Annotated in this window: 25 protein-coding genes and 1 tRNA gene; 10 read left to right on the top strand and 16 right to left on the bottom strand. The window is 58.4% G+C overall.

The window, feature by feature from the left end:
* Positions 1-51: 51 nt before the first annotated feature.
* From QUV21_RS03175 to QUV21_RS03165, 3 genes are all read left to right on the top strand, one after another.
* Positions 52-921 carry an MBL fold metallo-hydrolase gene (locus tag QUV21_RS03175; protein WP_300853091.1) on the top strand — a complete coding sequence of 290 codons (870 nt, stop codon included), beginning with the start codon at positions 52-54 and terminating at the stop codon, positions 919-921.
* 69 nt (positions 922-990) lie between these two features.
* Positions 991-1,065 (top strand) — tRNA-Asn (locus QUV21_RS03170).
* A gap of 207 nt (positions 1,066-1,272) precedes the next feature.
* Entirely contained in the window at positions 1,273-3,126 is a 1,854-nt protein-coding gene (locus QUV21_RS03165; RefSeq protein WP_300853090.1) for a DNA cytosine methyltransferase, read from the top strand.
* On the opposite strand, the gene QUV21_RS03160 is transcribed toward QUV21_RS03165, so the two are convergent.
* Positions 3,123-4,274 carry a hypothetical protein gene (locus QUV21_RS03160; RefSeq protein ID WP_300853089.1) on the bottom strand — a complete coding sequence of 384 codons (1,152 nt, stop codon included), beginning with the start codon at positions 4,272-4,274 and terminating at the stop codon, positions 3,123-3,125. The two genes, QUV21_RS03165 and QUV21_RS03160, sit on opposite strands and share 4 nt — an antisense overlap.
* A 71-nt stretch (positions 4,275-4,345) precedes the next feature.
* Positions 4,346-4,945, bottom strand: a complete 600-nt coding sequence (locus QUV21_RS03155; protein ID WP_300853088.1) for a site-specific integrase — start codon at positions 4,943-4,945, stop codon at positions 4,346-4,348.
* A gap of 592 nt (positions 4,946-5,537) precedes the next feature.
* On the opposite strand from QUV21_RS03155, the gene QUV21_RS03150 reads away from it, so the two are divergent.
* A complete protein-coding gene (locus tag QUV21_RS03150) occupies positions 5,538-5,957 on the top strand; it encodes a hypothetical protein (RefSeq protein WP_300853087.1) in 420 nt (139 codons plus the stop codon).
* Between the two features lie 211 nt (positions 5,958-6,168).
* On the opposite strand, the gene QUV21_RS03145 is transcribed toward QUV21_RS03150, so the two are convergent.
* The 11 genes from QUV21_RS03145 to QUV21_RS03095 form a co-directional block, all read right to left on the bottom strand.
* Positions 6,169-6,606: a hypothetical protein gene (locus tag QUV21_RS03145; protein WP_300853086.1), complete on the bottom strand. Its 438-nt coding sequence runs from the start codon at positions 6,604-6,606 to the stop codon at positions 6,169-6,171.
* Positions 6,607-6,762: 156 nt separating this feature from the next.
* On the bottom strand, positions 6,763-7,848 hold the full coding sequence (locus QUV21_RS03140; RefSeq protein ID WP_300853085.1) for an SH3 domain-containing protein: 1,086 nt from the start codon (positions 7,846-7,848) through the stop codon (positions 6,763-6,765).
* Between the two features lie 2 nt (positions 7,849-7,850).
* A complete protein-coding gene (locus tag QUV21_RS03135) occupies positions 7,851-9,080 on the bottom strand; it encodes a hypothetical protein (RefSeq protein WP_300853084.1) in 1,230 nt (409 codons plus the stop codon).
* 280 nt (positions 9,081-9,360) lie between these two features.
* Positions 9,361-10,110 carry a DUF4167 domain-containing protein gene (locus QUV21_RS03130; RefSeq protein WP_300853083.1) on the bottom strand — a complete coding sequence of 250 codons (750 nt, stop codon included), beginning with the start codon at positions 10,108-10,110 and terminating at the stop codon, positions 9,361-9,363.
* A gap of 201 nt (positions 10,111-10,311) precedes the next feature.
* Positions 10,312-11,214 (bottom strand): peptide chain release factor N(5)-glutamine methyltransferase, encoded by a 903-nt coding sequence (prmC, locus tag QUV21_RS03125; RefSeq protein ID WP_300853082.1) that lies wholly within the window; start codon positions 11,212-11,214, stop codon positions 10,312-10,314.
* Positions 11,211-12,266 carry a peptide chain release factor 1 gene (gene prfA, locus QUV21_RS03120; protein WP_300853081.1) on the bottom strand — a complete coding sequence of 352 codons (1,056 nt, stop codon included), beginning with the start codon at positions 12,264-12,266 and terminating at the stop codon, positions 11,211-11,213. Before prfA ends, prmC begins: the two co-directional genes overlap by 4 nt.
* A gap of 100 nt (positions 12,267-12,366) precedes the next feature.
* Positions 12,367-12,840, bottom strand: a complete 474-nt coding sequence (locus tag QUV21_RS03115) for a DUF1499 domain-containing protein (RefSeq protein WP_300853080.1) — start codon at positions 12,838-12,840, stop codon at positions 12,367-12,369.
* An 11-nt stretch (positions 12,841-12,851) separates the two neighbouring features.
* Complete coding sequence (gene speB / locus QUV21_RS03110; RefSeq protein WP_300853079.1) at positions 12,852-13,817, bottom strand: agmatinase; 966 nt, start codon at positions 13,815-13,817, stop codon at positions 12,852-12,854.
* 90 nt (positions 13,818-13,907) lie between these two features.
* Positions 13,908-15,314 carry an aminotransferase gene (locus tag QUV21_RS03105; protein ID WP_300853078.1) on the bottom strand — a complete coding sequence of 469 codons (1,407 nt, stop codon included), beginning with the start codon at positions 15,312-15,314 and terminating at the stop codon, positions 13,908-13,910.
* A gap of 246 nt (positions 15,315-15,560) precedes the next feature.
* Entirely contained in the window at positions 15,561-15,974 is a 414-nt protein-coding gene (locus QUV21_RS03100) for a DUF6636 domain-containing protein (RefSeq protein ID WP_300853077.1), read from the bottom strand.
* Between the two features lie 21 nt (positions 15,975-15,995).
* Complete coding sequence (locus QUV21_RS03095; protein WP_300853076.1) at positions 15,996-17,159, bottom strand: M20 aminoacylase family protein; 1,164 nt, start codon at positions 17,157-17,159, stop codon at positions 15,996-15,998.
* Positions 17,160-17,421: 262 nt separating this feature from the next.
* Here QUV21_RS03095 and QUV21_RS03090 point away from each other — a divergent pair, with 262 nt between their 5' ends.
* From QUV21_RS03090 to QUV21_RS03080, 3 genes are all read left to right on the top strand, one after another.
* Complete coding sequence (locus QUV21_RS03090) at positions 17,422-18,051, top strand: outer membrane beta-barrel protein (protein ID WP_300853075.1); 630 nt, start codon at positions 17,422-17,424, stop codon at positions 18,049-18,051.
* A 73-nt stretch (positions 18,052-18,124) separates the two neighbouring features.
* On the top strand, positions 18,125-18,934 hold the full coding sequence (gene mazG, locus QUV21_RS03085; RefSeq protein WP_300853074.1) for a nucleoside triphosphate pyrophosphohydrolase: 810 nt from the start codon (positions 18,125-18,127) through the stop codon (positions 18,932-18,934).
* A gap of 195 nt (positions 18,935-19,129) precedes the next feature.
* On the top strand, positions 19,130-20,128 hold the full coding sequence (locus tag QUV21_RS03080) for a Fe(3+) ABC transporter substrate-binding protein (RefSeq protein ID WP_300853073.1): 999 nt from the start codon (positions 19,130-19,132) through the stop codon (positions 20,126-20,128).
* Positions 20,129-20,193: 65 nt separating this feature from the next.
* On the opposite strand, the gene QUV21_RS03075 is transcribed toward QUV21_RS03080, so the two are convergent.
* The 3 genes from QUV21_RS03075 to QUV21_RS03065 are packed head-to-tail and all read right to left on the bottom strand — an operon-like array spanning position 20,194 to position 21,388.
* Positions 20,194-20,712 (bottom strand): invasion associated locus B family protein, encoded by a 519-nt coding sequence (locus QUV21_RS03075; RefSeq protein ID WP_300853072.1) that lies wholly within the window; start codon positions 20,710-20,712, stop codon positions 20,194-20,196.
* On the bottom strand, positions 20,706-21,062 hold the full coding sequence (locus tag QUV21_RS03070) for a YadA-like family protein (RefSeq protein WP_300853071.1): 357 nt from the start codon (positions 21,060-21,062) through the stop codon (positions 20,706-20,708). Before QUV21_RS03070 ends, QUV21_RS03075 begins: the two co-directional genes overlap by 7 nt.
* Complete coding sequence (locus QUV21_RS03065; protein ID WP_300853070.1) at positions 21,059-21,388, bottom strand: hypothetical protein; 330 nt, start codon at positions 21,386-21,388, stop codon at positions 21,059-21,061. Before QUV21_RS03065 ends, QUV21_RS03070 begins: the two co-directional genes overlap by 4 nt.
* Before the next feature lie 46 nt (positions 21,389-21,434).
* Between QUV21_RS03065 and QUV21_RS03060 the strand changes: the two genes are divergently transcribed.
* The 3 genes from QUV21_RS03060 to QUV21_RS03050 all read left to right on the top strand — a co-directional run bounded on the left by QUV21_RS03060 (position 21,435) and on the right by QUV21_RS03050 (position 23,404).
* Positions 21,435-21,653: a hypothetical protein gene (locus QUV21_RS03060; protein WP_300853069.1), complete on the top strand. Its 219-nt coding sequence runs from the start codon at positions 21,435-21,437 to the stop codon at positions 21,651-21,653.
* Positions 21,654-21,706: 53 nt separating this feature from the next.
* Entirely contained in the window at positions 21,707-22,639 is a 933-nt protein-coding gene (locus tag QUV21_RS03055) for a nucleoside hydrolase (RefSeq protein WP_300853068.1), read from the top strand.
* Between the two features lie 84 nt (positions 22,640-22,723).
* Entirely contained in the window at positions 22,724-23,404 is a 681-nt protein-coding gene (locus QUV21_RS03050; protein ID WP_300853067.1) for a hypothetical protein, read from the top strand.
* The last annotated feature ends 78 nt before the right edge of the window (positions 23,405-23,482 follow it).

Below are 23,482 nucleotides of genomic sequence, written 5' to 3'. Positions count from 1 at the left end.
ATACTATCTCCCGGCCCCTCCGTTGAAAAGCCCATGCACCAGGGGAGTCCGATGACCGGATCTGCGCCCCGTGTGCGCTGCCTGACCGCCGCAAACCCGTCGCCCCTGACCGGGACGGGGACCAACACCTATCTGGTCGGCAGCCGCGAGGTCGCCGTCATCGATCCCGGTCCCGACCTGCCCGCGCATCTGGACGCCATCCTGTCCGGTCTCGGCCCCGGCGAACGAATCACCCAGATCATCGTGACCCATGCCCACCGCGACCATTCGGAACTGGCTCCCAGGCTTGCCAAGGCCACCGGGGCCGAGATCCTTGCCTACGGCACAGCGACAGAGGGGCGCAGCCCCCTGATGGAACGACTGGCCGAGGGATTGCCACCGTCGGGTGAAGGCCTCGACCTCAGCTTCGCCCCCGACCGCCAGCTGCGCGACGGAGATAGCATCGCCGGACCGGACTGGGATCTTGCCGCGATCCACACGCCCGGCCACCTGGGCGGCCACCTGTGTCTGTCTCTCGGAGATACCCTGTTTTCCGGGGATCAAGTCATGGGGTGGTCAACAACCCTCGTCGCGCCGCCGGATGGGGACATGGGTGCCTACATGGCCTCGCTGCAAGGGTTGCAGTCTGGGCGCTGGCGCCGGTTCCTGCCCGGCCATGGCGCAAGTATCGAAGACCCGCCCACCCGGCTTGCCGAACTTGTGGCCCACCGCCTGATGCGCGAGGCAGCGATCCTGGAAAGACTGGCCACAGCGCCCGCAACAATTCCCGACCTGACGCGACAGATCTATCAGGACACCCCTGCCCGCCTCCTGCCCGCCGCAGAGCGCAACGTTCTGGCCCATCTCATTGATCTGGCCTCAAAAAATATGGTTCTTGCTTCACCGTCCCTTGATCACAACGCCTTGTATCAACGCCTGTGACCCTGGACGAGTTTTCCCGGCTTTTGCCCCTTTACGCCCCCAAGAGGGCTTGCTATACGGCCACCGTGTTCCGGCGTAGCTCAGCGGTAGAGCAGTTGACTGTTAATCAATTGGTCGTAGGTTCGATCCCTACCGCCGGAGCCAAAAAATTCAAAAAATACAACGACTTAAGTCAGCATCTCCCGACGTCGGTGGTGTGAATGAAAGTTATAAACAGTTGTAAACCCAAGACGTACTTCCACCTGGACCACACGGGACGATTCCAAGCGACCCCACCAATCGAGGAGGGTTTCAAAGCGCCCAATAGCAGTGTACAGAGGGAACAAAGCAAGCACGAAGCCGGAGCTCCTGATGAGGTCAATACGTACGCTGTCTCTCTTTTCCGGCGCAGGCGGACTAGACTTGGGGTTTCACGAAGCAGGTTTTGACATCATTGGATGTTTAGAGATCGACACTCCATCTTGCGATACACTTGGCCTGAACATCGGCAAATATGTCTCCACCGAGACAAAAATCTTCAACGCTGACATCACTCTCACAGAACCGGCGTCTTTAGATGTGGGGGAGATCGACTTCATTATTGGCGGCCCTCCGTGCCAGAGTTTCTCTGCAGCGGGTCGTCGAGCAGGAGGCGTGCATGGTATCAACGATACAAGAGGTTCACTTTTCTGGTATTATTGCAAGTACCTGGAATACTTCAAACCGGCGGGTTTTCTTTTTGAGAACGTAAAAGGTATTCTTCAAGCCAACAACAGTTCAGACTGGGACATAATTCTGAAGAGTTTCGAAAGCGTAGGGTATACAGTAAACTTTAAAATTTTAGATGCTGCCGACTTCGGCACACCGCAGCATCGTGAGCGCTTGATCATGGTGGGAGTTAGGAATGATCTGGCTTACTCATTCTTATTCCCAAGTCCCACGCACGGTCCTGCTGGAGATACTTCGAAGGAGTATGTTACCCCTTGGATGGCTATTGGAGACTTCTATAGTCCCGATGAAGTCGTCCCGCCTTACGGTGGGAAGTACGGTCACCTACTAAATGACATACCGCCCGGAATGAATTACCTCTACTACACTGAAAAATTTGGTCACGCCAATCCTCTGTTTGCCTGGCGATCTAAGTTTTCTGGCTTCCTTTATAAACTGCCGAAGAACGAGCCGTCAAAGACGGTAGTTGCTCATCAGGGACGCTACGACGGCCCATTCCACTGGAACAATAGAAAGCTCACAATTCCAGAGTTAAAGCGCATTCAGGGGTTTCCAGACGACTACCAATTTGTATCTTCTAAGGTTGAAGCAGTCCGCCAGATCGGAAACTCTGTAGCCCCTCGAATGGGGAGAAAGCTTGCCGATGCTGTAAAGTTGCAGTTCTTTGGAGCCAATGACGTTTTTGTCAGTTTGTCACAGGAATCTGATACTAGCCACCACTCCAAGCGAAAGGCAGTCAAGGCTGCCAGTACAAAGGGAAAGACAAAGAAGGATAGCTTCGTTGGGGCCGATCAACTTGATTTGTTCGCCGAACCAAAAGTTTACGACGTAGATCTATCTTTTGACCGAGAAGTCTCCTCGTCACTGGGTTCATACCAAATAGATGGATCACTTAAATCCGGCATTTGGCACATCTCAATGGCTCCAACGACTTCTTTAGAGTCAGTCAAAGTATCATCTACCTTAAAGTTCTCCAACCCAGCAGGATGTAACTTCAACACAATTGTTGTAGAGGCTTCGCTGTCAGAGCTTCATCATATCGCTATATTCTGGGACGCTATCCATCACGCTATTGAAATGTCATCTAGCTATGAAGGTTTACTCCCATTGTATGGTCACTTTACCGAACCGCACCCAAAGTTTCAGCTGGGCATGGACATCCTACACCTATCAAGTCGAGCGGGCCTTGAGGAAAAGATTGCAAACCTTATCTTGTGCATGAGCGATTTTTCATTCCTCTCGACCCTACACAGATACGCCGACTTTTTTGATAACAGCCAACAAGCAAGTGAGGCTCTTCAGACCCTTCGTTCTATTGGATACGACATCAGAACGCACGAAACGAACAGGGCCATAAAAGAGGGGTTTTTCAAACCCTGCTACCCATTCTCGCTCTACACAAAAACCAACACCTACACGGTTTGGCGTGACAAGGGAACGCATCGCACTGGTGATGTTAGGGTCAACGTAACAGATGGCAAGGTTACTATCAGTTAAACAGCTTGAACGAGAAACTCTTCCTGCCATGAAGCTATCGTGTCTTGCTTTAAGTCGATGGTGGTTGTTAACTGCGTTGTAACTTGTGCCAAAAAATCTTGCATCGACCCGCCGGAGAGTACAAACAGTCCCGCAAGCTCATCGAGGCTCAGACAGATAACATTCACTCCATGCTGCTTACGAAGACTTTCAACGTTTCTTCGCCAGAAGGGGTCGGCCAAGTTTTTCTCCGACACGGCGGATGGTGCAGCACTAATGGCAAGATAGTGACTCATCTTGGGGTTGTTTGCTTTCCTAGCCTCAATTGCCTGCAGTATCTCAAATCCGATCTGCTTTGATTTATCCTTGACCTCAGCCCCGATCACCTGCCCGCTAGGTGTTGCAAACCAAAAGTCCCCTGGAGACTTACTCTGCGAGTCTGCAGCGGTCTTGGCTCCATCCATTCCGCCGAGGGAAGCGTCCTCGAAGATCGTTGACACGAACGGGAAGGCGAAAAAGGCAGCAATAATACGGACAAACTGTGGGTCGGAAATTGAGCGTGCAAAAGTAAGGACATCACCTATTGATGCCGACTGGGTCACTGATGCTCCTAGCAAAAGTGCCTTCTGAGCCTCACGTTCTTCTCTAATCTCAATACCAATCCGTAGCAGAAGGCATAGTACATCAAGTGCCTCGTCAGACGAACACTGATTGATATCGTTCAGTATATTCTGAAAAAGGGGCATGTCGAACGAAACGGATTGATCAATCGGCGTGTCCCGATCGATGCGACCTGCACCCCTCATTTTCTCCAACGCCCTCGACCCCTGCATGCCAGAGTTCGGTGAACAAAAGCCTGCAGCGATTCTCGTTTTCGATACGAGTGGTACGGTATAGCCCTCATCGTTGCTTCTTATCGCAAATCCGCCGGGTATTGGCTTGCTTTTATGGTCGGTTGCCCAAATTTTGCAAACGTCTTGCTGGGGGTTAAGCCACTTATACCAAGCCGCTGTAATCAATAGATTGACTGGCGATATCCAACCATATGCACCATAGCGCCATTTTCTAAGACGACCGACCAATGCATTCGGAAGTCTCGCCGAGATGGCAAGCGCTGCCTCGGATTCTGCACGAATATAAGCTTCGTCTAACCTTGATTCGATCGACATACATGACCCCTCTTCTTGGAGTCATGTGTACCGATTGTTACAGTTCGCTCAAGACAATTCCGAAGGGCAGGTTAGATAAGGTCTACAACCTTGCTTCGAGCGTCACTGTCACCTTCTATGTATCGTTGGGTGAGTGCTAGGGAAGAGTGTCCAGCCATCATTTGTACGTCCCGGAGCGACCCCCCGACGCTACTGATCTTCTTTGCTGTGTTAGTGATAAATGTCCGCCGTCCGCTGTGAGACGAACAGCCAACCAACCCGAGATCCGAGTACCAGCGCTTAAACATGTTCACAACCACTTGGGGAGACGTGTGTTCCCACCTCTCTGTAGTCACAACATACGCATTCAATAGTTTGAAGCTTGGGTTACGTCGGGCATCGACGAGCAGGCTTACTAAGAAGGCATGCAGCTGCTTGTTCAGGGGTACGATCCGGCCTGATCGTCCTTTTGCTGCGTCGTCGGTCAAACTTATTGCGTTTGCCACCTCCCCGTCAGCACCAACAACCATCGACCACTTGAGGTTGGCGATCTCCTTTGCTCGGAGCCCCGCTCGAACCGACAGGAAAAAAATTGTTTGGTCTCGCAATCCATATCGCCTGGACGCCAGATAATTGGTAACGGCGTCGACTTGAATCCTAGTCAGCGTTTTCGCCTGCTTTCCGAGTGCCATGTTATCCTACTAGTGTTGATAAGTCACTGAAGTACAATATTATAATCATTTCGACACGAACACAGTCATTGAGCGGAAATTTGAGTAACTGGGTCAACCACTTGTAAGAACTGATGAACAAATATTCAAAATATCATCAGTTCAGCTACAAGAGTTCAGACGCCCCAATCTGAGCTGAAATTGCTCCAAGCTGCTGCCTTGTTTCTTCGAGACCTTTTGAGATCGACGCTAGTGTCTCGAGGAGAATTTGCCAACGCTGATCCTCGCTGAGTTGGTCAACCTTGACAGTAACTGTGAGCGAAGCCCGTTTGAAGTTCGCTTCCGCTCGGCTCCCAGCTAGATGCGCTCGTCTGGCAAACATAAGCGCCGAACCAGTCCGTACTAAGTTCCGGGGCGCTTTCGCCTGCTCCGAATTGAACTCTTCGAACGTCAACATTGCTAGGCCTCCCGTGCCTTTTGGTCGAGGCTCACAGCTATGATCGCCATCCTTCTTCCAAAAAATATTTATACGAGGTGCCGGTTCGTCCGTCCGAACCAGCTAAATACTTCGCTCTTTGAGAAGTTCATGGAGTGTAATGTATAGGATAGAAATATGAAGATTTTGAATATGAAGAAGATGGATGTCTCGATGGAGTTCCATGATGTGAGCGCTCTGGTGTTGTTTCGCAAGTTGAACGCATCCGGCAGCATCGTGTGGAAGGATGGGCCGAAGGAGCTCTGTGCTTACTGCATCGATAACATTTCTACACCTCATCAGATCGGGGCTGCTCAGATCATCTGCACCCAGAAGCTCGAGCTTCTGATCGAGGTCACCGATCATGAGACGTGCTCCAGCCCGATGATCGATGCCATTTGGCACAATCCAACGATGGTAGATGAACAGAGGGTGGGGCAACTCATCAGAGACATCAGCACCGTCGAGCGTCTCAAGATGAATGGCACTACATCAAGGCTGGACAATATTGATCCCTGGAGAGCTGACCACCATCACTGGGTGGCGCTCCTGGACTGATACACTGTCGAAGCGAAGTAGAGGGCACTGGCGACGGTGCCCTTCTTCGTATCTGTAGCAGGCAGGTCCTTCCTCCGGCTTTCCCTTGGCACCTTAGCATTCGGACATGCCAAAAATCACCTTAGCATTCGGACATGCCAAAAATTAAAGAATGGAGGACCATCCTTTGTGCTGCAGCATGTGGCGAAGACGATACGTAAGGAGAATTTTCTCAGCAAACGGTATGGAGGTTTTCGACGTCAAGGGCGTCGAAGTCTTGCGATTTCAAAATGTAGTCGATCCAACCACTACTGAACTGTCTCTGCACGTCCACTTCGTGGTAGCCCCATCTCGTTTTCGTCCAGGAAGCGAGCACCGCTTCTGAAAAGGTGGGTAGATCATCGTAGGGATTTTCAATGGAGGCATGATAGTGCAACCTTCCACCTGGTGATCGCTCCAACACTGGAACTACACCAAGTCTCCTCCCATAGCGGGTGAAGGCGTTTCCGTAGACCTTCCGGTTCAGGCGGTTCATGAAGAATCCGAAGTTTCTGCGGGCTTCAATCTGATCCAGCGTGCCCCACTGATCGGCTTGCTTCATGGTAAGTGTCAGCGCAACGGGGTTGGGCAGAACAAGGTGGTGGGCAAAATGATGAATGTGAGGGTGCATGACGGGCCAATTCCTAAAGCTCGTCATATGTATATAAGTTCGGTCTCTAACCTTTTGCTTTTACAATATTTTTCTGCGGGCTTCATTGGCCGTGGCTAGAACACGGCCGTACGCAAAAACTACACTAAGCCAGTTACAAGACTTAGCATCGCCTGTCTACTTCACGAGTGTGCAACACCCTAGGTACCATGAAGTCCCTCCGTCAGCCTCCAGAGAAAACGTGTATGGATAAAGCCGTCCCGAGTCGCTTGAGCATACTCGTTCTTGCCCGAGGAACCTAACGGAGCCGCCCTTGTCTTCAGCCACAAGTATCGAGGTCCTTACGCCTTCTGGGTCGACAGATGTTGTGACACTCTTCAGCGCCATTTCCGTATCGTCCGGCAGACTTTGGTGATCCCAGCGAACCAGCCCTACGAAGAAGGTAATCACATCAAAGGGCTCTTCACGTAAACACCGCAAGCCAACAGGTAGGTCGGTGTTGCTGAAGACCGGAACCCCCCGGGGTGCTAGATAGCGGTTTCGTATCCATCCTGAGCCCTCACCAATGTTCAGACGGAACCATTTGCCGTCTTCGCTGGCTCCCGTTATCTCCACCAGTGAAGCGTTGTAAGGGATTGAACCGACGATCGTTGCGTTCGAGTCTGGAGCGGATCGAATGTTCAAAACATCATTCGAAGCAACATCGATCACCTTGTAGTAGAAGGGTAACACCTTCTCTGTGGTTACCGAAGCATTGGCCAAGATCACATCGTCTAGCGAAGGAAAATCCGTACGGGAGTCACTCGTGTAGCCTAATGATCGGACGACATCCTCTGAAAGGACGTTCGCAGAAACATTATGGCAAAGTAGAAAGTAGAGAGAGCGGGCAGAAAGCTCGTAGCCATACGGCTGTAACACTCCGATGGTTGTTAGCTGCCCATCTTCGTCGAGCAAGCCTGGCGTTAAACTGCTGCACGCTGCACGAACCTCTCCGATTGTCTCATCAGAAATTTCAAGGTCCTTCGAGTATCCGGTCGGATAATCGCCTTTATGGCCTGTAGTGAACGAACGCACCCTTGCACTCACTATAGTTAGGTTCGTATTAGTATCAGGGACGGCCAGTGTTTCACTTGCCACCACCTCGCTCCAAAAGCAGGCTCCCATTTGACAGTTAAGAATCATGGGTTCAGCTCTTACTTGCTGGATGCTGACCGCAAGTAAGACGCTCGCAAGGTTTATGGTCCGCTTTGTCCCGAGGCGCATCATTAATCTCCGAAAAGCTGAAGGTTCTTCGCCATCTCTTTTGAAAGGGGCAAGAACCGGGCATAGAAGCGCTCTATCTGTTCGACCGAGGTACCCGCATTCTTAGCCAAGTTGAAGATGTTCACTTTGCCACCGCTATTAATGATCCTCATGCAGATGGCAGTGTGCCGAAGGGAGTAAAGCGTATGCTTTTTCCCGGTCGGAACATCTACTTCTAGGCCGCCATACTTCAGTACCTCTCCAAACAACCGCTGCATCATCGTCGATGCAGTCGTCCGATTTTCGTACTGCGGTAGAAAGATGTAGTCCTCACTCTTGGCGTTTGGATAACGCTTGTTTATCCTCTCGTAGACCGAAACTGCCGCTTCCATTGTGTTTGCAGCCCTGAACCCGGTCTTGCCGTCCCTGACGGTCACGATCAGCCGTCTTGGATCTTCTGCAACAGTCACGTCGCTATGTCGAATGGTGTACAATTCCGAGGATATCGGTCGGACGAATGAGTGGGTGAGGAACAGGATGAGGTCGTACATTTCGTCAGTAACCATCAATCCTCGTACACTGACGCCTTCAGCGGTCATCTTCCGCACTGTGCGAAGCAGTTTTTGATAGTTGTCATCCGCCTTGTCTACCAGTGGATGAAACCTGAAGAATGGGCGAGGATTGTCCTTCAACTTGACTCTGGGCGTTTGAGGGACAGCCTCAATCGCTCCCTCATCCCTGGCGATCTTCATCACATTCCGAAAGGCTGCCATGATGGTGTTTCTAGTCGAGGCGGCGAGGTCCGGGCGCCTCTTGGTCAGGTCAGCCATGTACTCTTGAAAGCTGTGGGTACGAATATGCCGGACGTCCCTTTCACCGAAGTGGCGCAGCAACCCCCAGTCTTCGTTCTGGATGGACCAGTGCAGTGCCTTGACATATCCTGCACTCCGTTCCCCGGTTTGATCCTGAAGTCTAGATCGGTGAAGAAGCTTTAGCGCAAAGCTCCTAAAGGTGAATTCCTTCTCAACGGGCTTTTCTGCCCGTAGCATAGCTAAGGCCAGTTCTTGGGCCAGGTCCTGGGCAAGTATGGCACTGTCTTGACCTGTCGATTTGACAAAGTACGATTTTGTCCTTCTATCCCAAACCCTTACATACCATTTTCGTGAGTTCGCTACACGATAGATCGACAGACCCTTGTAGATCCGAATCGCTGACGGCGTCTTGGACTTCCCAACTCTTGCGTTCGTTGTCATCCGGTAATCTCGACGGTGGTACTTATAAACCTAACATATAAACTACCTCATAAGATATTGATACTGTTATGTACCAAGTTACCTGTTAATCAATTGGTCGTAGGTTCGATCCCTACCGCCGGAGCCATAACAAAAAGCCCTGACGCATTTGCGTCAGGGCTTTTTGTTTTCGGCATCAGGGCAGTCGGTGTGCGGGCATGCCACTGGTATCAACCTCGCAAAAGGAACGGGCCACCCTTTCGGACAGCCCGGCCTGCATCAGAGAAATTGACTTTCCGGCCTACTCGGCGGCTTCCTTGGGCGGCTCGCCTTCGGGCTTGATCTCAGCCTTTGGCTTGCGCGGGCCGCGTGGGCGGCGTGGGCCGCGGTCTTCGCGTGCGGGGGAGGGTTCGGCCGCCCCTGCCGTTGGCGCGGACCGCGGACGGGAGGCTGGCCGGGCTGCGGATTCTGGCGTTTCGATCAGGCCACTCTCCTCGGCGGGGCCAAGGTCGATCACATCGGGAACACTGGGCTGTTCCATCGTGGCATAGTCCCGCTCTTCGCGGAATTCGCGCTGGAACTCCGGGCGCCGGTCTGCACGGTCCGGGCGATCAGCTCGTTCTGGGCGATCAGCACGATCCGGGCGGTCAGCACGATCGTTGCGATCGTTGCGGGGCGATTGGCCGCTTGCCTGACCAGCATGCTGGCCACCGTTCTGACCGCCATTCTGTCCCCCGTTCTGGCCGGGAGCCTGACCGCCACCTTGCTGAAACTGCTGCTGGCGCGCCTCTTGTTCGGCGGCCATTTCGCGCATCGCTTCGGCAAGCATGCGGGTATAGTGCTCGGCATGTTGCAGGAAATTCTCCGCAGCAACCCGATCATTCGACAGCTGCGCGTCACGCGCCAGTTGCTGATATTTCTCGATGATCTGCTGCGGCGTGCCGCGCACCTTGCCCTCGGGGCCCGAGGAGTCAAAGACACGGTTGATGATGTTGCCGAGGGTGCGCGGGCGGTTCTGGCTGGAACGCGAGCGTTTCTTGGAGGAGCGCATCTTGTCCTTTGATGGCTTTGGCCTGCGGCCGCCGCCCCGTTTCGGGCAGCAAGACAATGGTCGCGCAGGGGCTGGCAATACGCGGGGCCGGGGACAACCCCTACCCTCGCGCACCTCAATAAACACATGGTCCGCGCCCTGACAAGCAGTATTTCCTCGACTGAGGGGAATCTGGGCGGCTCAGGAGCCGCTTTCCGCGGATCACGGCTTCAAAGCAGCTACGACCCGGTCACGACCGTCCATATCGGCAAGGATACGCACCTGATCCAGCCCCGCGGCAGAGAGAAGCCCCGCAACCGCCTTGCCTTGCTCAGGCCCGATCTCAAGCAAGAGACGACCGCCGGGCAAGAGCCGCGCCCCTGCCCCGCGCGCGATGATGCGGTAGGCATCCAGCCCGTCGCCACCTGGTGTCAGGGCCAGATGCGGTTCCCAGTCGCGCACCTCGGGGGCCAGACCGGGCATTTCATCGGCGGCGATGTAGGGCGGGTTCGACACGATCAGGTCGAAAGCCCCGATGACACCCGCAGTGTCGGCCCCAGTAATGTCCCCAGTGATGTCCCCAGTGATGTCCCCGGAAGTATCTCCCGTGACCCCGGAAAACCAGTCCGACACCATGAAGCGCGCCCGGTCTTCAAGGCCCAGATCGCGCGCATTGCCCCGGGCCACAGCAAGGGCTGCGGTCGAGATATCGACCCCCAGGCCCCGCGCCATCGGCATGCCCTTCAGGCAGGACAAAAGGATGCAGCCGGTCCCGGTGCCAAGGTCCAGTATCTTCAGGAACGGGCGGGACAGGGCCTCGGCCACCAGGGTTTCGGTCTCTGGCCTTGGGTCCAGCGTGTCGGGCGTCACGCGGAAGGAAAGTCCCCAGAACAGCCGTCGCCCGGTGATCTGTGCCACCGGCTGCCGGGACGCGCGGGCCGCAAGGGCTGCATCAAAGGCCGCCTGTTGCGCCGCCGTCATCTCATCTTGCAGATAGAGCGTCAGCCGGTCGGCTCCAATCCCCAGAGCATAGGCCAAAAGCAGGCGTGCGTCGCGGCCCGGCCCCTCGACGCCCGCCGCCGCCAGCCGTGCCACCGCCGCCGCCAGCGCGCTTTGCGCGGTCATCCTTCCATCTCGGCCAGCTTGTCGGCCTGATCCTGCGCGGTCAGCGCGTCGATGATTTCCGACAGATCGCCCGCCATGATCTGCGGCAGGGCATAAAGCGTCAGGTTGATCCGGTGATCGGTCATCCGGCCTTGGGGAAAGTTGTAGGTGCGGATGCGTTCGCTGCGGTCGCCGGACCCGACCTGCGATTTGCGGTCTGCCGCGCGTTCGGAGTGGACCCGTTCGCGTTCAGCCTCATAAAGCCGGGCGCGCAAGACCTGCATCGCAATCTCGCGGTTGCGGTGCTGCGACTTTTCCGAGGACGTGACCACGATCCCGGTCGGGATATGGGTGATCCGCACTGCCGAGTCGGTGGTGTTCACGTGCTGTCCACCCGCCCCTGAGGATCGCATGGTGTCGATGCGGATGTCGCTGGCGGGAATGTCGATATCAACCGCCTCGGCCTCGGGCAGGACGGCGACGGTGGCTGCACTGGTATGAACCCGCCCCTGCGCTTCGGTCGTTGGCACGCGCTGGACGCGGTGAACGCCGGATTCGTATTTCAGCCGGGCAAAGACCCCCTCACCCGAGACCAGCGCCACCAGTTCCTTGAGCCCGCCAAGGTCGGTCGTCTGTTCTTCCAGCACTTCCCAGCGCCAGCCCATCTTTTCCGCGTGGCGCTGATACATCCGCGCAAGGTCGGCGGCGAAGAGGCTGGCCTCATCCCCCCCGGTTCCGGGACGGATTTCCACGATGGCCGGGCGGGCATCGGCGGCATCCTTGGGCAAGAGCGCCAGCCGGAGGTTCTGCTCCATTTCCGGGATGCGCGCGCGCAGCCGCGGGATTTCCTCTTCGGCCAGCGCCTTCATCTCGGGATCGGCCAGCATCGCCTCGGCTTCGGCAAGATCGGTCAGCGCCTGCCGATAGGCGGCAATCTCGTCGGCCACTGGCTTCAGGTCGGAATATTCCTTGCTGATCCGCGCAATTTCGGACGGGGCGGCCCCGGCATGCAACCGGGCTTCGAGAAACTCGAAACGCTGGGTGATCTGGGCAAGTTTGTCCAAGGGAACCATGGGGCGGGATGTGGCCTGTATCCCCGGGCCGGTCAAGAGGTGGCAAGCGCCGGGGGCCGTCTGCCCCCGGACCCCCGAGGATATTTGCGGAAGAGAAAGCCTAAAGCCTTGAGAGCCAGTCCCGTAGCCGGGCCCCATTCACGCCCATGTCACCTTTGCCGAACCGAGACCGGGCGAAGATCGTGACCTCGCTGGTCGCAACGTCGTGGGTCAGCGCTTGCGCCGTGGTGTAGTCGGGAAAGCCCCAGAGCGCGGACCGGGTGACCCAGGTGATGTGCCCCTCTTCCGGGCTGCCGGCAAGGCGCGTGGTTCGGGGAGTGGCAAGCGCGATCTCGTCCAGCCGGGCAAGGGCCGCAGGTGCTGCCCCCTGCACCTCGACCGCTGCCGCGGCCGAGTTGAGGGTGGTGACGATCCGGGGCGGCTCGCCCAGCCGCGACAGCACGCGGTCCTCAGCGGTGGGCAGGGCCGACGCCGGGTCGATGTGCCAGATCGTCGGGTCGGAGGGGGCAAGGCGGACATAGGCGCCAAAGGCAACGAGGGCCAGAAAAAGCCCGATCAGCGCATATCCCGCCATGCCCCGCCCCCTCATCTTTGTGTCCGTGCCCAGTGATAGAGGCAGATCAGCTCATAGGCGACATGCGCGCCGGCAATCGCCGTGGCCCCTGTCGTGTCATAGGGGGGCGAGACCTCGACAATATCGCCGCCGACAAGGTTGATCCCCGCCAGATCGCGCAGCATCGCCGCCGTCTGCCAGCTTGCGAGGCCCCCCCAGACCGGCGTGCCGGTGCCGGGAGCAAAGGCCGGATCGAGCGCGTCGATGTCGAAGGTCAGGTAGGTCGGCTTGTCGCCGACAATGTCCTTGGCCGTCGCCACGACCCGCTCCACGCCCCATTCATGCGCCTCGCGGGCGGTGATGACGTTGACGCCCAGATAATCCTCGGTGGTGGTGCGGATGCCGATCTGGACCGAGCGCTTCGGGTCCACCACCCCGGCCTTGACCGCCTTGTAAAGCATGGTGCCATGGTCGATCCGGTCGGGGTTGTCATCGGGCCAGAGATCGGAATGGGCATCGAAATGGATCACGCCAAGCGGCCCGAATTTCTCGGCATAGGCCTTCAGGATCGGCCAGGTGATGTAATGGTCGCCGCCCAGCGTAACCGTGCCTGCACCCGCAGCCAGGATGGTGCGGATATGGGCGGTCAGCGTTTCGGGAAACTCTCGCGTGTTGGCATAGTCGAAGGCCAAGTCGCCATAGTCGACGATCGCCATCTCCTCCAGCGGGTTGGTCCCCCAGCCGGGCGGCGGATCATAGGGCATCAGCGCCGAAGCCTCGCGGATCGCGCGGGGGCCAAAACGGGTGCCGGCACGGTGGCTGACCGCCTGGTCGAACGGCACGCCGGTGATCGCCAGATCAACGCCGGTCAGGTCTTTGGCATAGCTGCGCCGCAGGAACGAGGTCGCCCCCCCGAACGCATTTTCAAAGGCATAGCCGCGCAGCCCCTTGCGGGTGATCGCGGTGTCAACTTCATGCTTGGCATCTTCGAGGGCCATCAAAGCCTCCTATCTAGAACAGCGCTATCGTTCAGGAACCGGAGACCGCGCGTATCCGTCAGAGAGGGTCTAGTGGGCCACAAGCCCAAGTCAACCCAGGTGATAGCCTTCGCGGACCAGTTCATCCGTCACCTGCCGGATCGCCTTTTCCAGTGTTTCGGCGATGAAATCGACATCACGCTCGGTGATCACCAAGGGCGGCGACATCACGTTCAGATGCCCCATCGGGCGCACGATCAGCCCCATCGCCTCGGCCGCGTTGGAGATGCGCTTGCTTTCATTCGCGGCGTCCGGCAGCACGACTTTGGTCGCCTTGTCGGCCACGCTTTCCACGCAGAGCATCAGCTTCTGGCCCCTAACATCGCCGATCAGCGGCAGGGCCTTCAACTCGGCCATCCGGGTCTCGAAATAACTGCCAACCTTCGTGGCATTGCCCAGCAGGTCTTCACGCTCCATGATCTCGATGTTCTTCAGACCCGCCGCGCAGGACACCGGATGCCCGGAATAGGTGAACCCGGCCGTGAACCAGCGCGATCCGTCTGATGCCATGGCGTCCCACATCCGGTCCGAGATGATCAGCGCGCCCAAAGGCACATAGCCCGAGGTCAGCCCCTTTGCGGTGCAGATCATGTCTGGCTGCACGCCAAAGACGTCCCATGAAGCGAACCAGTACCCCAGCCGCCCGAATGAGGTCACCACCTCATCGGCGATGAACAGGATGTCGTGGCGCTGGCAGACCTGCCACATCCGCCGCAGATACCCTTCTGGCGGCACGATCACGCCGCCCGAGGCCTGAATCGGTTCTGCGATGAACCCGCCGATCCGGTCCGCGCCGACGCGCTCGATCAGCGCCTCGAACTCGGCCACCAGATGATCGCAGAACTCGGCTTCCGTCATGCCTTCGGGCCGACGGTAGGGGTTCGGCACCGACAGATGGTGGATGCCGCTTTCCTTGTAGCGGAACTCCGGCACCCGGTCGCCAGGGCGTTTGCCGACGCTTTGCGCAAGATAGGTGGAGCCGTGATAGCTGTAGTCCCGCGCCACGATATCGGTCTTGTCCGGACGGCCCATGCAGGTCTGGTAATAGGCCACCGTCCGCACTGCCGTATCCACCGCCGTCGATCCCCCGGTGGTGAACATCACCCGGTTCAGATCGCCCGGCGCCAGGTCGGCAAGCTTCGCCGCCAGCCGCGCTGACGGATCGTTGGTCATGTCAACGAAAGTGTTGGAAAAGGCCAGCCGCTCGGCCTGATCGCCAATCGCCTGCGCCATTTCCTTGCGGCCAAGCCCGATGTTGGTACACCAAAGCCCGCCAACCGCATCAAAATAGCGCTTGCCATCGGCATCCCAAAGCCAGGCCCCCTCGCCCTTGGTGATGACCAAAGACCCCTCACGCTCGAATGACCCGAAGTTCGTCCAGGGGTGCAGGCTGTGCGCTCGGTCCATCTCCCAAAGCTCGACGGGCGAGGGGGAGTTCAGGGTGATGGCGGCGGTCATGGTTTTCTCCAGATACTGTACTGCGGAACCCTTCTAGCATTTTGATCAAATTATTTCCAGCCCGCCCTGACCCCCAAAGGTTGGGGTGGGGCAAGATATGGTGTCCAAAGGTTGATCAGCCCGCGAAATGCGCGATGCGTCGCGACGCCCGCACCGAATCAGCGCCATCGTTGCTGCGGTTGATCCGGTCCATTGCGCCCTGCCCGCCTGTCGTGCAGTCAGCGCGGTGACTGTCCCGAGGCTGGCCTAGAACAGCCTTTGCTTGGCCCGCGCGACCTGAAAGCCATGCCCTTCGGCATTGGTGCAGGTCATTCCGGTCTGCGCCGAGACGCAGGATATCCCGCCAAGCGACACGGCCTGACCGTAGGGCAGCACCGGGTTGCGCCGATCGACAACGGTATCCCCGACACAGGCCAGATAGCCCCTGCCCCGGCTGTCGAGCCCGAAGGCGAACCCCCAGTCGAGGTCACAGTCCGGCGGCGCTGTCCGGTATGTCGGGGTAAACTCTATCAGGTCACAGCGCACGGTGCCGCTGCCACCCCATTCATCCATGAAACAATGGATATTTCCGGTCGGAGACTGGAAGACGGCATACTGGTCTGCCGAAGCCTGACCTGCCGCCAGCAGGCAGCCAATGTAGAGAACCGACCGTATCCACATCTTCATTCCCCCTTTGTTGCGTCAGCTGATCGGCTGCGCCCGTTCCACCAACCGGGCAAAGAAACTTGCGCCTACCGGTGCTGCCTCATCGTTGAAGTCATAGGCCGGATGATGAAGCCCGGCCCCCGGCCCGGTGCCAAGGAACAGGTAGGCCCCCCGCCGCGCTTCCAGCATGTAGCTGAAATCCTCGGACCCCATCTCGCGGTTGGCGCGGGCGTCCACGGCATCGGCTCCCACCACTTCGCGCGCCACGTCGGCGGCAAAATCCGCCTCGTCCGCATGGTTGATCGTTGCCGGATAGCCCCAGTCATAATCGATCCGCGCTGTCACCGCATAGGCGGCGGCATGGCCCTCGACAATTTCATGGAACCGCTTTTTCAGCAGATCCCGCACGTCAGGCTTGAAACAGCGGATAGTCGCGCAAAACATCGCCTCCTCGGGAATGATGTTCGAGGCGGTTCCGGTGTGGATCTGCGTGACCGAGATCACCGCCTCGTCCAGCGCATAGACATTGCGCGGAATGATGGTCTGGATCGCCTGAACCATGCCGACAACCGCCACGACCGGATCGACGCATTCATGCGGTGTCGCCCCATGCCCGCCCTTGCCGGTGATGTAGACGAACGCCGTATCGACCGATGCCATAAGCGGCCCCGGCGTGGTCTGGAACTGCCCGAACGGCACATTCGGCGCGTTGTGGATGCCGTAGACCTGATCGATGCCAAAGCGGTCCATGATGCCTTCCTGCACCATGACCTGTCCACCGCCCCCATCTTCTTCCGCCGGCTGGAAGATCAGCGCCACCGTCCCGGCAAAATTCCGCGTCTCGGCCAGATACTTCGCCGCGCCCAACAACATCGTCACATGTCCGTCATGGCCGCAGGCATGCATCTTGCCCGGCATCTTGCTGGCATGGGCAGCCCCGGTCGTCTCGTCGATCGGCAGCGCGTCCATGTCGGCGCGCAAGCCGATGGTAGGCCCGCCCGAGCGGCCCTTGATCAACGCCACAATCCCCGTCTTGGCGATGCCTTCATGAATCTCGTCCACCCCGATTTCACGCAAACGGTCCGCGATGAAGGCTGCGGTGTCGTGGCAGTCAAAGGCAAGTTCCGGGTGCATGTGCAGATGGTGCCGCCAACCCTTCATTTCCTCGGCATATGAAGCGATACGGTTCAGAACGGGCATGTCGGGGGTTCCTTCAGGCGATTGGACAGACTTTGATCAAATCGTAAAACCCACGGAACCGCAATCAGTGAAGCGCGCAGGCTGCGTGGCGGAATGGGTGCAGCATAAACCGAACCAGACTGTCTGACACAGATTAACGGGGCCAAAAACCATGATGCACAACAGCATCACTGCCGCAGAATCATCGGCCAAGGCCACGAACGTGGAGCTTCACACGGTAAAATTGGATATATTGAATTTGTACTGACAAGGAGTGTCGAAGATGCAAAGATACATCATCACAGCCGCGATGCTGGCTGCTTTTGCCGCACCAAGCTTCGCCGGCGGACCTGTTGCTGTTGCTGACGATCCGGCTCCAGCCGCCGCACCTGCGCCCGCCGCTGTCCATGATTGGTCCGGGCCTTACGTCGGGCTTTCTTATGGGCGCACTTCAGGCGATCTCAACGACAGTTTCACTGTATATGACTACGAAACTGGTAGCGCTGCCGGAGGCTTCCTCGGCTACAATCTGCAGCGCGGTCGCGTTGTGTATGGGGCTGAGCTGGCCTATTCCTCGGTTAATGATGCGATACTCGTGGGGGCCGGTGGCGACGACTCCCTTGACTCGCTCCTGGATCTGCGTGGACGTATCGGCTTTGCGGCAGGCAAGGCTCTGGTTTACGGCGCAGTGGGATACTCGCGCGGTGAGCTGACCGTCAACGGCACAGATAGCCCGTCAGTGTCCGGCACCAGCTTGGGCCTTGGAGTGGATTTCATGCTTGGCCAAAGGGCTTTTGTCGGGATCGATTATACCAGCCGCAATCTGAGCGGAACCAACGACAATCCGGGCAATACTTTCGACATCGATACAACTGTGAACTCTGTCGGACTGCGCGTCGGCCTGTCCTTCTGACCCTTGCGCGCGGGGGCTGGCATTCGCCCCCGCGCCCGCCCTACTCTGGCCGCGCAGCACAACGCGAGGCCCCATGATCCTTCCCGCCGCCCTCCCCCCCATTGGCATCGACCGCCTTCTCGCCATCATGGCCCGATTGCGCGATCCCGCAACCGGCTGTCCCTGGGACATCGAACAGACCTTCGCCACCATCGCGCCCTACACGCTTGAAGAGGCGCATGAAGTGGCTGACGCCATCGAGCGGCAGGCCTGGGACGAGTTGAAGGGTGAACTCGGCGACCTTCTTTTCCAGACTGTCTACCACGCCCAGATGGCGGCCGAGGCGGGCCATTTCAGCTTTGTCGATGTCGTGACCGCGATCAGTGACAAGATGGTCGCCCGACACCCCCATGTCTTTGGCGACCAAAGCCGCGACAAGACAGCCACCCAGCAGACCGCCGACTGGGAGGCGTTGAAAGCCGCCGAGCGGGGTTCCGCCCGGACACTTGACGGCATCGCGGCGGCGCTTCCCGGCCTGACCCGCGCAGTAAAGCTGCAAAACCGCGCCGCCCGTGTCGGCTTTGACTGGCCCTCGACCGGGGAAGTCCTGGACAAGCTTGTCGAGGAAGCCCGCGAGGTTGTGGAGGCGCGCGATACCCTGACCCATGACGCTCTGACCGAGGAAATCGGTGACCTCCTCTTTGTCATGGCCAACCTGTCACGGCACCTGAAAGTTGATGCCGAAGCCGCGCTGCGCGGCGCAAATGCCAAGTTCGCGCGCCGCTTTGCCCGGATCGAGGACTGGCTTGCCGAACAGGGCAAGACGCCATCCGACAGCGACCTTGCGGAAATGGACGCTCTTTGGAACCGTGCCAAAGCCGAAGAAAAGGCCGCGCGGGGCTGATCGTTCAGGACACTCACAGTGCAAGGCAGGGTGGCCTTCCTTTGGCGGATGCACAGGTTTGACAGTCTGCAGAAGCAACATACGGAGTTGAAACTGCCAACTCGGAAAAATAGCCGACTATTTCACTCAGCATCTTGACCAAAGTAAAACACTAAGGTTTAAGGTTCGGGCATTTCCTGACTAAAGGACTCAACCATGTTTCGCCTTTCGACCCTCGCCCTCCTTGCCTGTTCCACCCCGGTGCTGGCGCAGGAAATCAACGTCTACTCCCATCGTCAGCCTGAACTGATCCAGCCTCTGGTCGATGCCTTCACCGCCGAAACCGGGATTGCCGTCAACGTGGCCTTTGTCGACAAGGGCATGGCCGAACGTCTTCAGGCCGAAGGCAGCCGCTCGCCTGCCGACCTTGTGCTTACGGTCGATATCGCGCGCCTGCTTCAGATCGTTGAAGCAGATGTCCTGCAACCGGTCCAGTCCGACGTGCTGGAAGCCAATATCCCGGAAGCCCTGCGCGACCCGGGTGACCTGTGGTTCGGTGTGACCGCCCGCGCCCGGATCGTCTATGCCTCGAAAGACCGCGTGACCCCGGGCGAGGTGACCACCTATGAAGACCTCGCCTCGGACAAGTGGAAGGGCCGCCTTTGCACCCGTTCGGGCCTGCATGACTATAACATTGCCCTCCTTGGCGCCGTCATCACCCACCACGGCGAGGCGGCCGCGACCGCATGGGGCGAAGGGCTGAAAGCCAACCTCGCCCGCAAGCCCGACGGCGGCGACCGTGACCAGATCAAGGCCATTGCGGCCGGCGAATGTGACATAGCCCTTGGCAACACTTACTACATGGGCCAGATGCTTGCCGACCCGGAACAGGTTCCGGCCGCGGAATCCGTCAACATCGTCTTTCCGACCTTTGAAAATGGCGGCACGCACCTGAACATCTCGGGTGTCGCGATGACAAAATCCGCGCCGAACAAGGAAAACGCCCTCAGGTTCATGGAGTGGCTCTCCTCGGACGAGGCCCAGAAGATCTATGCCGAGACCAACCATGAATATCCGGTGAAGCAAGGGGTGGAGCGGTCGGCTCTGGTTGCCTCATGGGGCGAGTTCACCGCCGATACGACCCCGCTGGCCGACATCGCCGCCGCGCGCGCCGCAGCGGTAAAGATCATGGAAACGGTCAACTTCGACGGCTGATCTTCGCAGGCACAGACACACGCGGCGGGCGCCACATGGCGCCCGTCTTGATCAACCGCCTTGGTTCACGGCTCCATCAGGCGGCTCGCACTGTCCAACGCAAGCGTCAGTCCGACCAGAGACACCGAATTGGCGGCCGTATCCCCCTGCGGCGTCACGGCTGTTACCTGTAGGGCATTGCCGTTGCGCAGCTTCTTCACCACATCCGCCCCGATGAACTGAATAGCGGTCACGCCGTCGCGGTCGCTGGTCATCAGCGGAATCTTGTAGACCTCGCCGCCGTCAATCTGCACACCAAGATTGGCGTTCAACGCCACGCCGTGCGGCAGGAACACCCGTAGCACGGCGTCGGCATTGCCCAGAGCCCCGGCCGGAACGACGTCGATCCGCAGCGCTGTCCCCCCGGCCCCACGCGAGATCAGCGTCGTCCGGGCCACGCATCCCATGCGTGCTTCGCCGCTGATCGGCTTGCAGTCCAACTCCCAGACTGCGGCTGCGGACTGCGCCGCCACTGGCCCCATGCCGACACCATGCATCTGCAGGGCGACCAGCCCCGCCAATGCACTCGCCCAGGGCGCTACCACGAAAACTGCACGCCCAGCCGACCGCCCACGGTCTTCGACCCTGAGGCATAGCCCAGCCCGGTGTTAAGCACAGCCTTTTCGCCAAGCCGGAAGCCTCCCGCCATACCCAGCGCGTTCGAGCCGTTGAAATGGCCCACGTTGATCGCAAGTGTCCCGTTCTGGTCGGGCATCAGCGGCGCAACGCCCCCCATGGCAATCGCCATCGCCACACCATCGCGGTTGGCCGCGACATCGTCGGCAAACCCGCCGATCTGGGCGTTGATTGCCGCAATATCAGAGGTGTTCTGGGCAATGTCAGCGGTGTTCTGCGCAATATCCGCCGTGTTCTGGGTAATGGCACTGGTGTTCACCGCCGTTTGCGGATCGCTGCCGCCGGTTCCGATATTGGTGCAACCGGTACCCGCCACAGCGCAGATGCGGAACAATGTCTGCCCTGCGGTTGCGTCCTCGATCGCAAAAAAAAGGAACTGCCACCATTGGCCGAGTCATTGATCACGATGCGCCAGTCGTTTGCCGGGAATGAGCTTGAATTGCTGGTATCATCAAAGAAGATGCGCAGGTTGTTTTCCTTAAGAACCAGCGTGTCGAAACCGAAATTCTCGTTGTTGACGCAGTCGAAGCCCACACAGGCGCTACCCGTCACGATCAGGTCATCGGCAATCACCTGATCGGCCATCACAGCCCTTGGGGCCGCCAGCGACATCAAGACCACGGCAGTTCCAATGGCGATTTCAACCTTGTTAGCGCGTGTCATGATGTCCCCCGGACCGCTGTGCAACATTCCTGCTGGTGAACAGCCATACATGATCCTCGGGGCTTTCCAACCCTCGAAACGGCCCGCAACCGCCAATAAGGACGTCGACGGTATCGATCAGCAGATCCAGCCTCCCTTTTCCTCTGCCAGCGTTCCGAACACCGCCATCAGCACGCAGGATTTCTGACCGTCTGGACAAACTTCCAGCCTTGCCCCTTACTCGCCGCAAAGGAGATCCAAATGTCCCGCAAGATCATCATCGACACCGACCCCGGACAGGACGACGCAGTCGCCATCCTCCTCGCCCTCGCGAGCGCTGAACTCGACGTCCTCGCCCTCACCGCCGTCGCCGGCAACGTCCCCCTCCCCCTGACCGAACGCAACGCCCGCCAGATCGTTGAACTGGCCAGCAAGCCCACCCCGGTCTACGCAGGCTGCGATGCGCCCCTCCACCGCATTCTCGTTACCGCCGAGCATGTCCACGGCAAGACCGGCCTTGACGGCATCCCGCTGCCGGACCCGACCCACCCGCTGCAAGCCCGCCACGCCGTCGATTATCTGATCGACACCCTGCGCGCCCATCCGCCCGGCACCATCACCCTTTGCCCCCTCGGCCCCCTGACCAACATCGCCACCGCCTTCCAGCGCGCGCCCGACATCATCCCCCGCGTGGCCGAGATCGTGCTGATGGGCGGCGGCTGCTTTGAGGGCGGCAACATCACCCCCGCGGCTGAATTCAACATCTACGTCGACCCGGAAGCCGCTGATATCGTGTTTAAATCGGGTGTTTCTCTGGTGGTGATGCCGCTTGACGTCACCCACAAGGCCCTCACCTCCCGCGCCTGGATTGAAGAGATGCGCGCCCTTGGCACCCCTGTCGGCCACGCCGTCGCCTCCTGGACCGATTTCTTCGAACGCTTCGACACCGCCAAATACGGCAGCGAAGGCGCCCCCCTGCACGACCCTTGCGTCATCGCCTACCTGATCGACCCCTCCCTCTTCACCGGCCGCCACATCAACGTGGAGATCGAGACGCAAAGCCCCCTTACCCTCGGCATGACCGTCGCCGACTGGTGGCGCGTCACAGACCGCGAGCCCAACGCGATGTTCATGGGCGGCGTCGACCGGGAGGGGTTCTACCGGCTCCTGACGGAGCGGTTGGGGAGGTTGTGAGCCCAAAGCCCGTCCAAGAACGTTGACAGGGTCCGCGACACCCAACATCCTTTGGCCCTGTCTCCCATATGCCAGGATGGCGCAATGCTGAATGTCCGGCGCGCTCTGACCATTTCTTCCCTGCTGCTGCTTCCTGACCTGGCTTTGGCGGCCCTGCACGTTTGCGAGGATCCGATGCTGAGTGTGCAAGCCGATACGGAGGGGGTCGGGAAACTTGCCTGCAACGCAGCCACATCGGCCAAGGCGTTGCTGTCCTCTTGCGGTCTGGTCCAGGACAGGCCAATCAACATCGCCGTGGTGGACATTGCGCAGCACCCCACTTTTGGGGATTGCCTGGCAACTTTCGATCAGCAGACGGAATGCCTTGCGGTTACGGATCTTGACCGCATGTCATCGCTCTTGCCCGTTGGAGATCCCCGGTCCGCTTTACCGCCCGACGTACTTTTTGCGGCGGCCATTACCCATGAAATGGCCCACGCCCTGCTGCAACAATCTGCTCGAGAGCGACAGATCGCTGCAACGGAACAGGAATTCGTCGCCAACGCCTTTGAAATGGAATCGCTTGAGCCGCAATGGCGCAACTTGCTCCTTGACGCGTATCCGATCAATCCACCCGGTTCGCTCAGTCTGGTTCACCTGACTATCTACGCGTTGGAGCCGCGTGCCTACGCGAACAATGCCTGGCTGGTGTTTGATCAGGATGTCATGGGATGCTCGCTCGTGCAGAAGATTGCGGCTGGAGAGTTCCGCTTTCCGCGCCATTAGAACACTCCTATCCATTTTGCGAACACGCGAACGCGTGAAAACGGCCACCGGTCGCCTCGATAGCTTTAAGCGCAGCTT

Source organism: Tabrizicola sp. (assembly GCF_030373185.1).
Classification (GTDB): domain Bacteria; phylum Pseudomonadota; class Alphaproteobacteria; order Rhodobacterales; family Rhodobacteraceae; genus Tabrizicola.
This window is presented reverse-complemented; position numbering and strand designations above follow the sequence as displayed.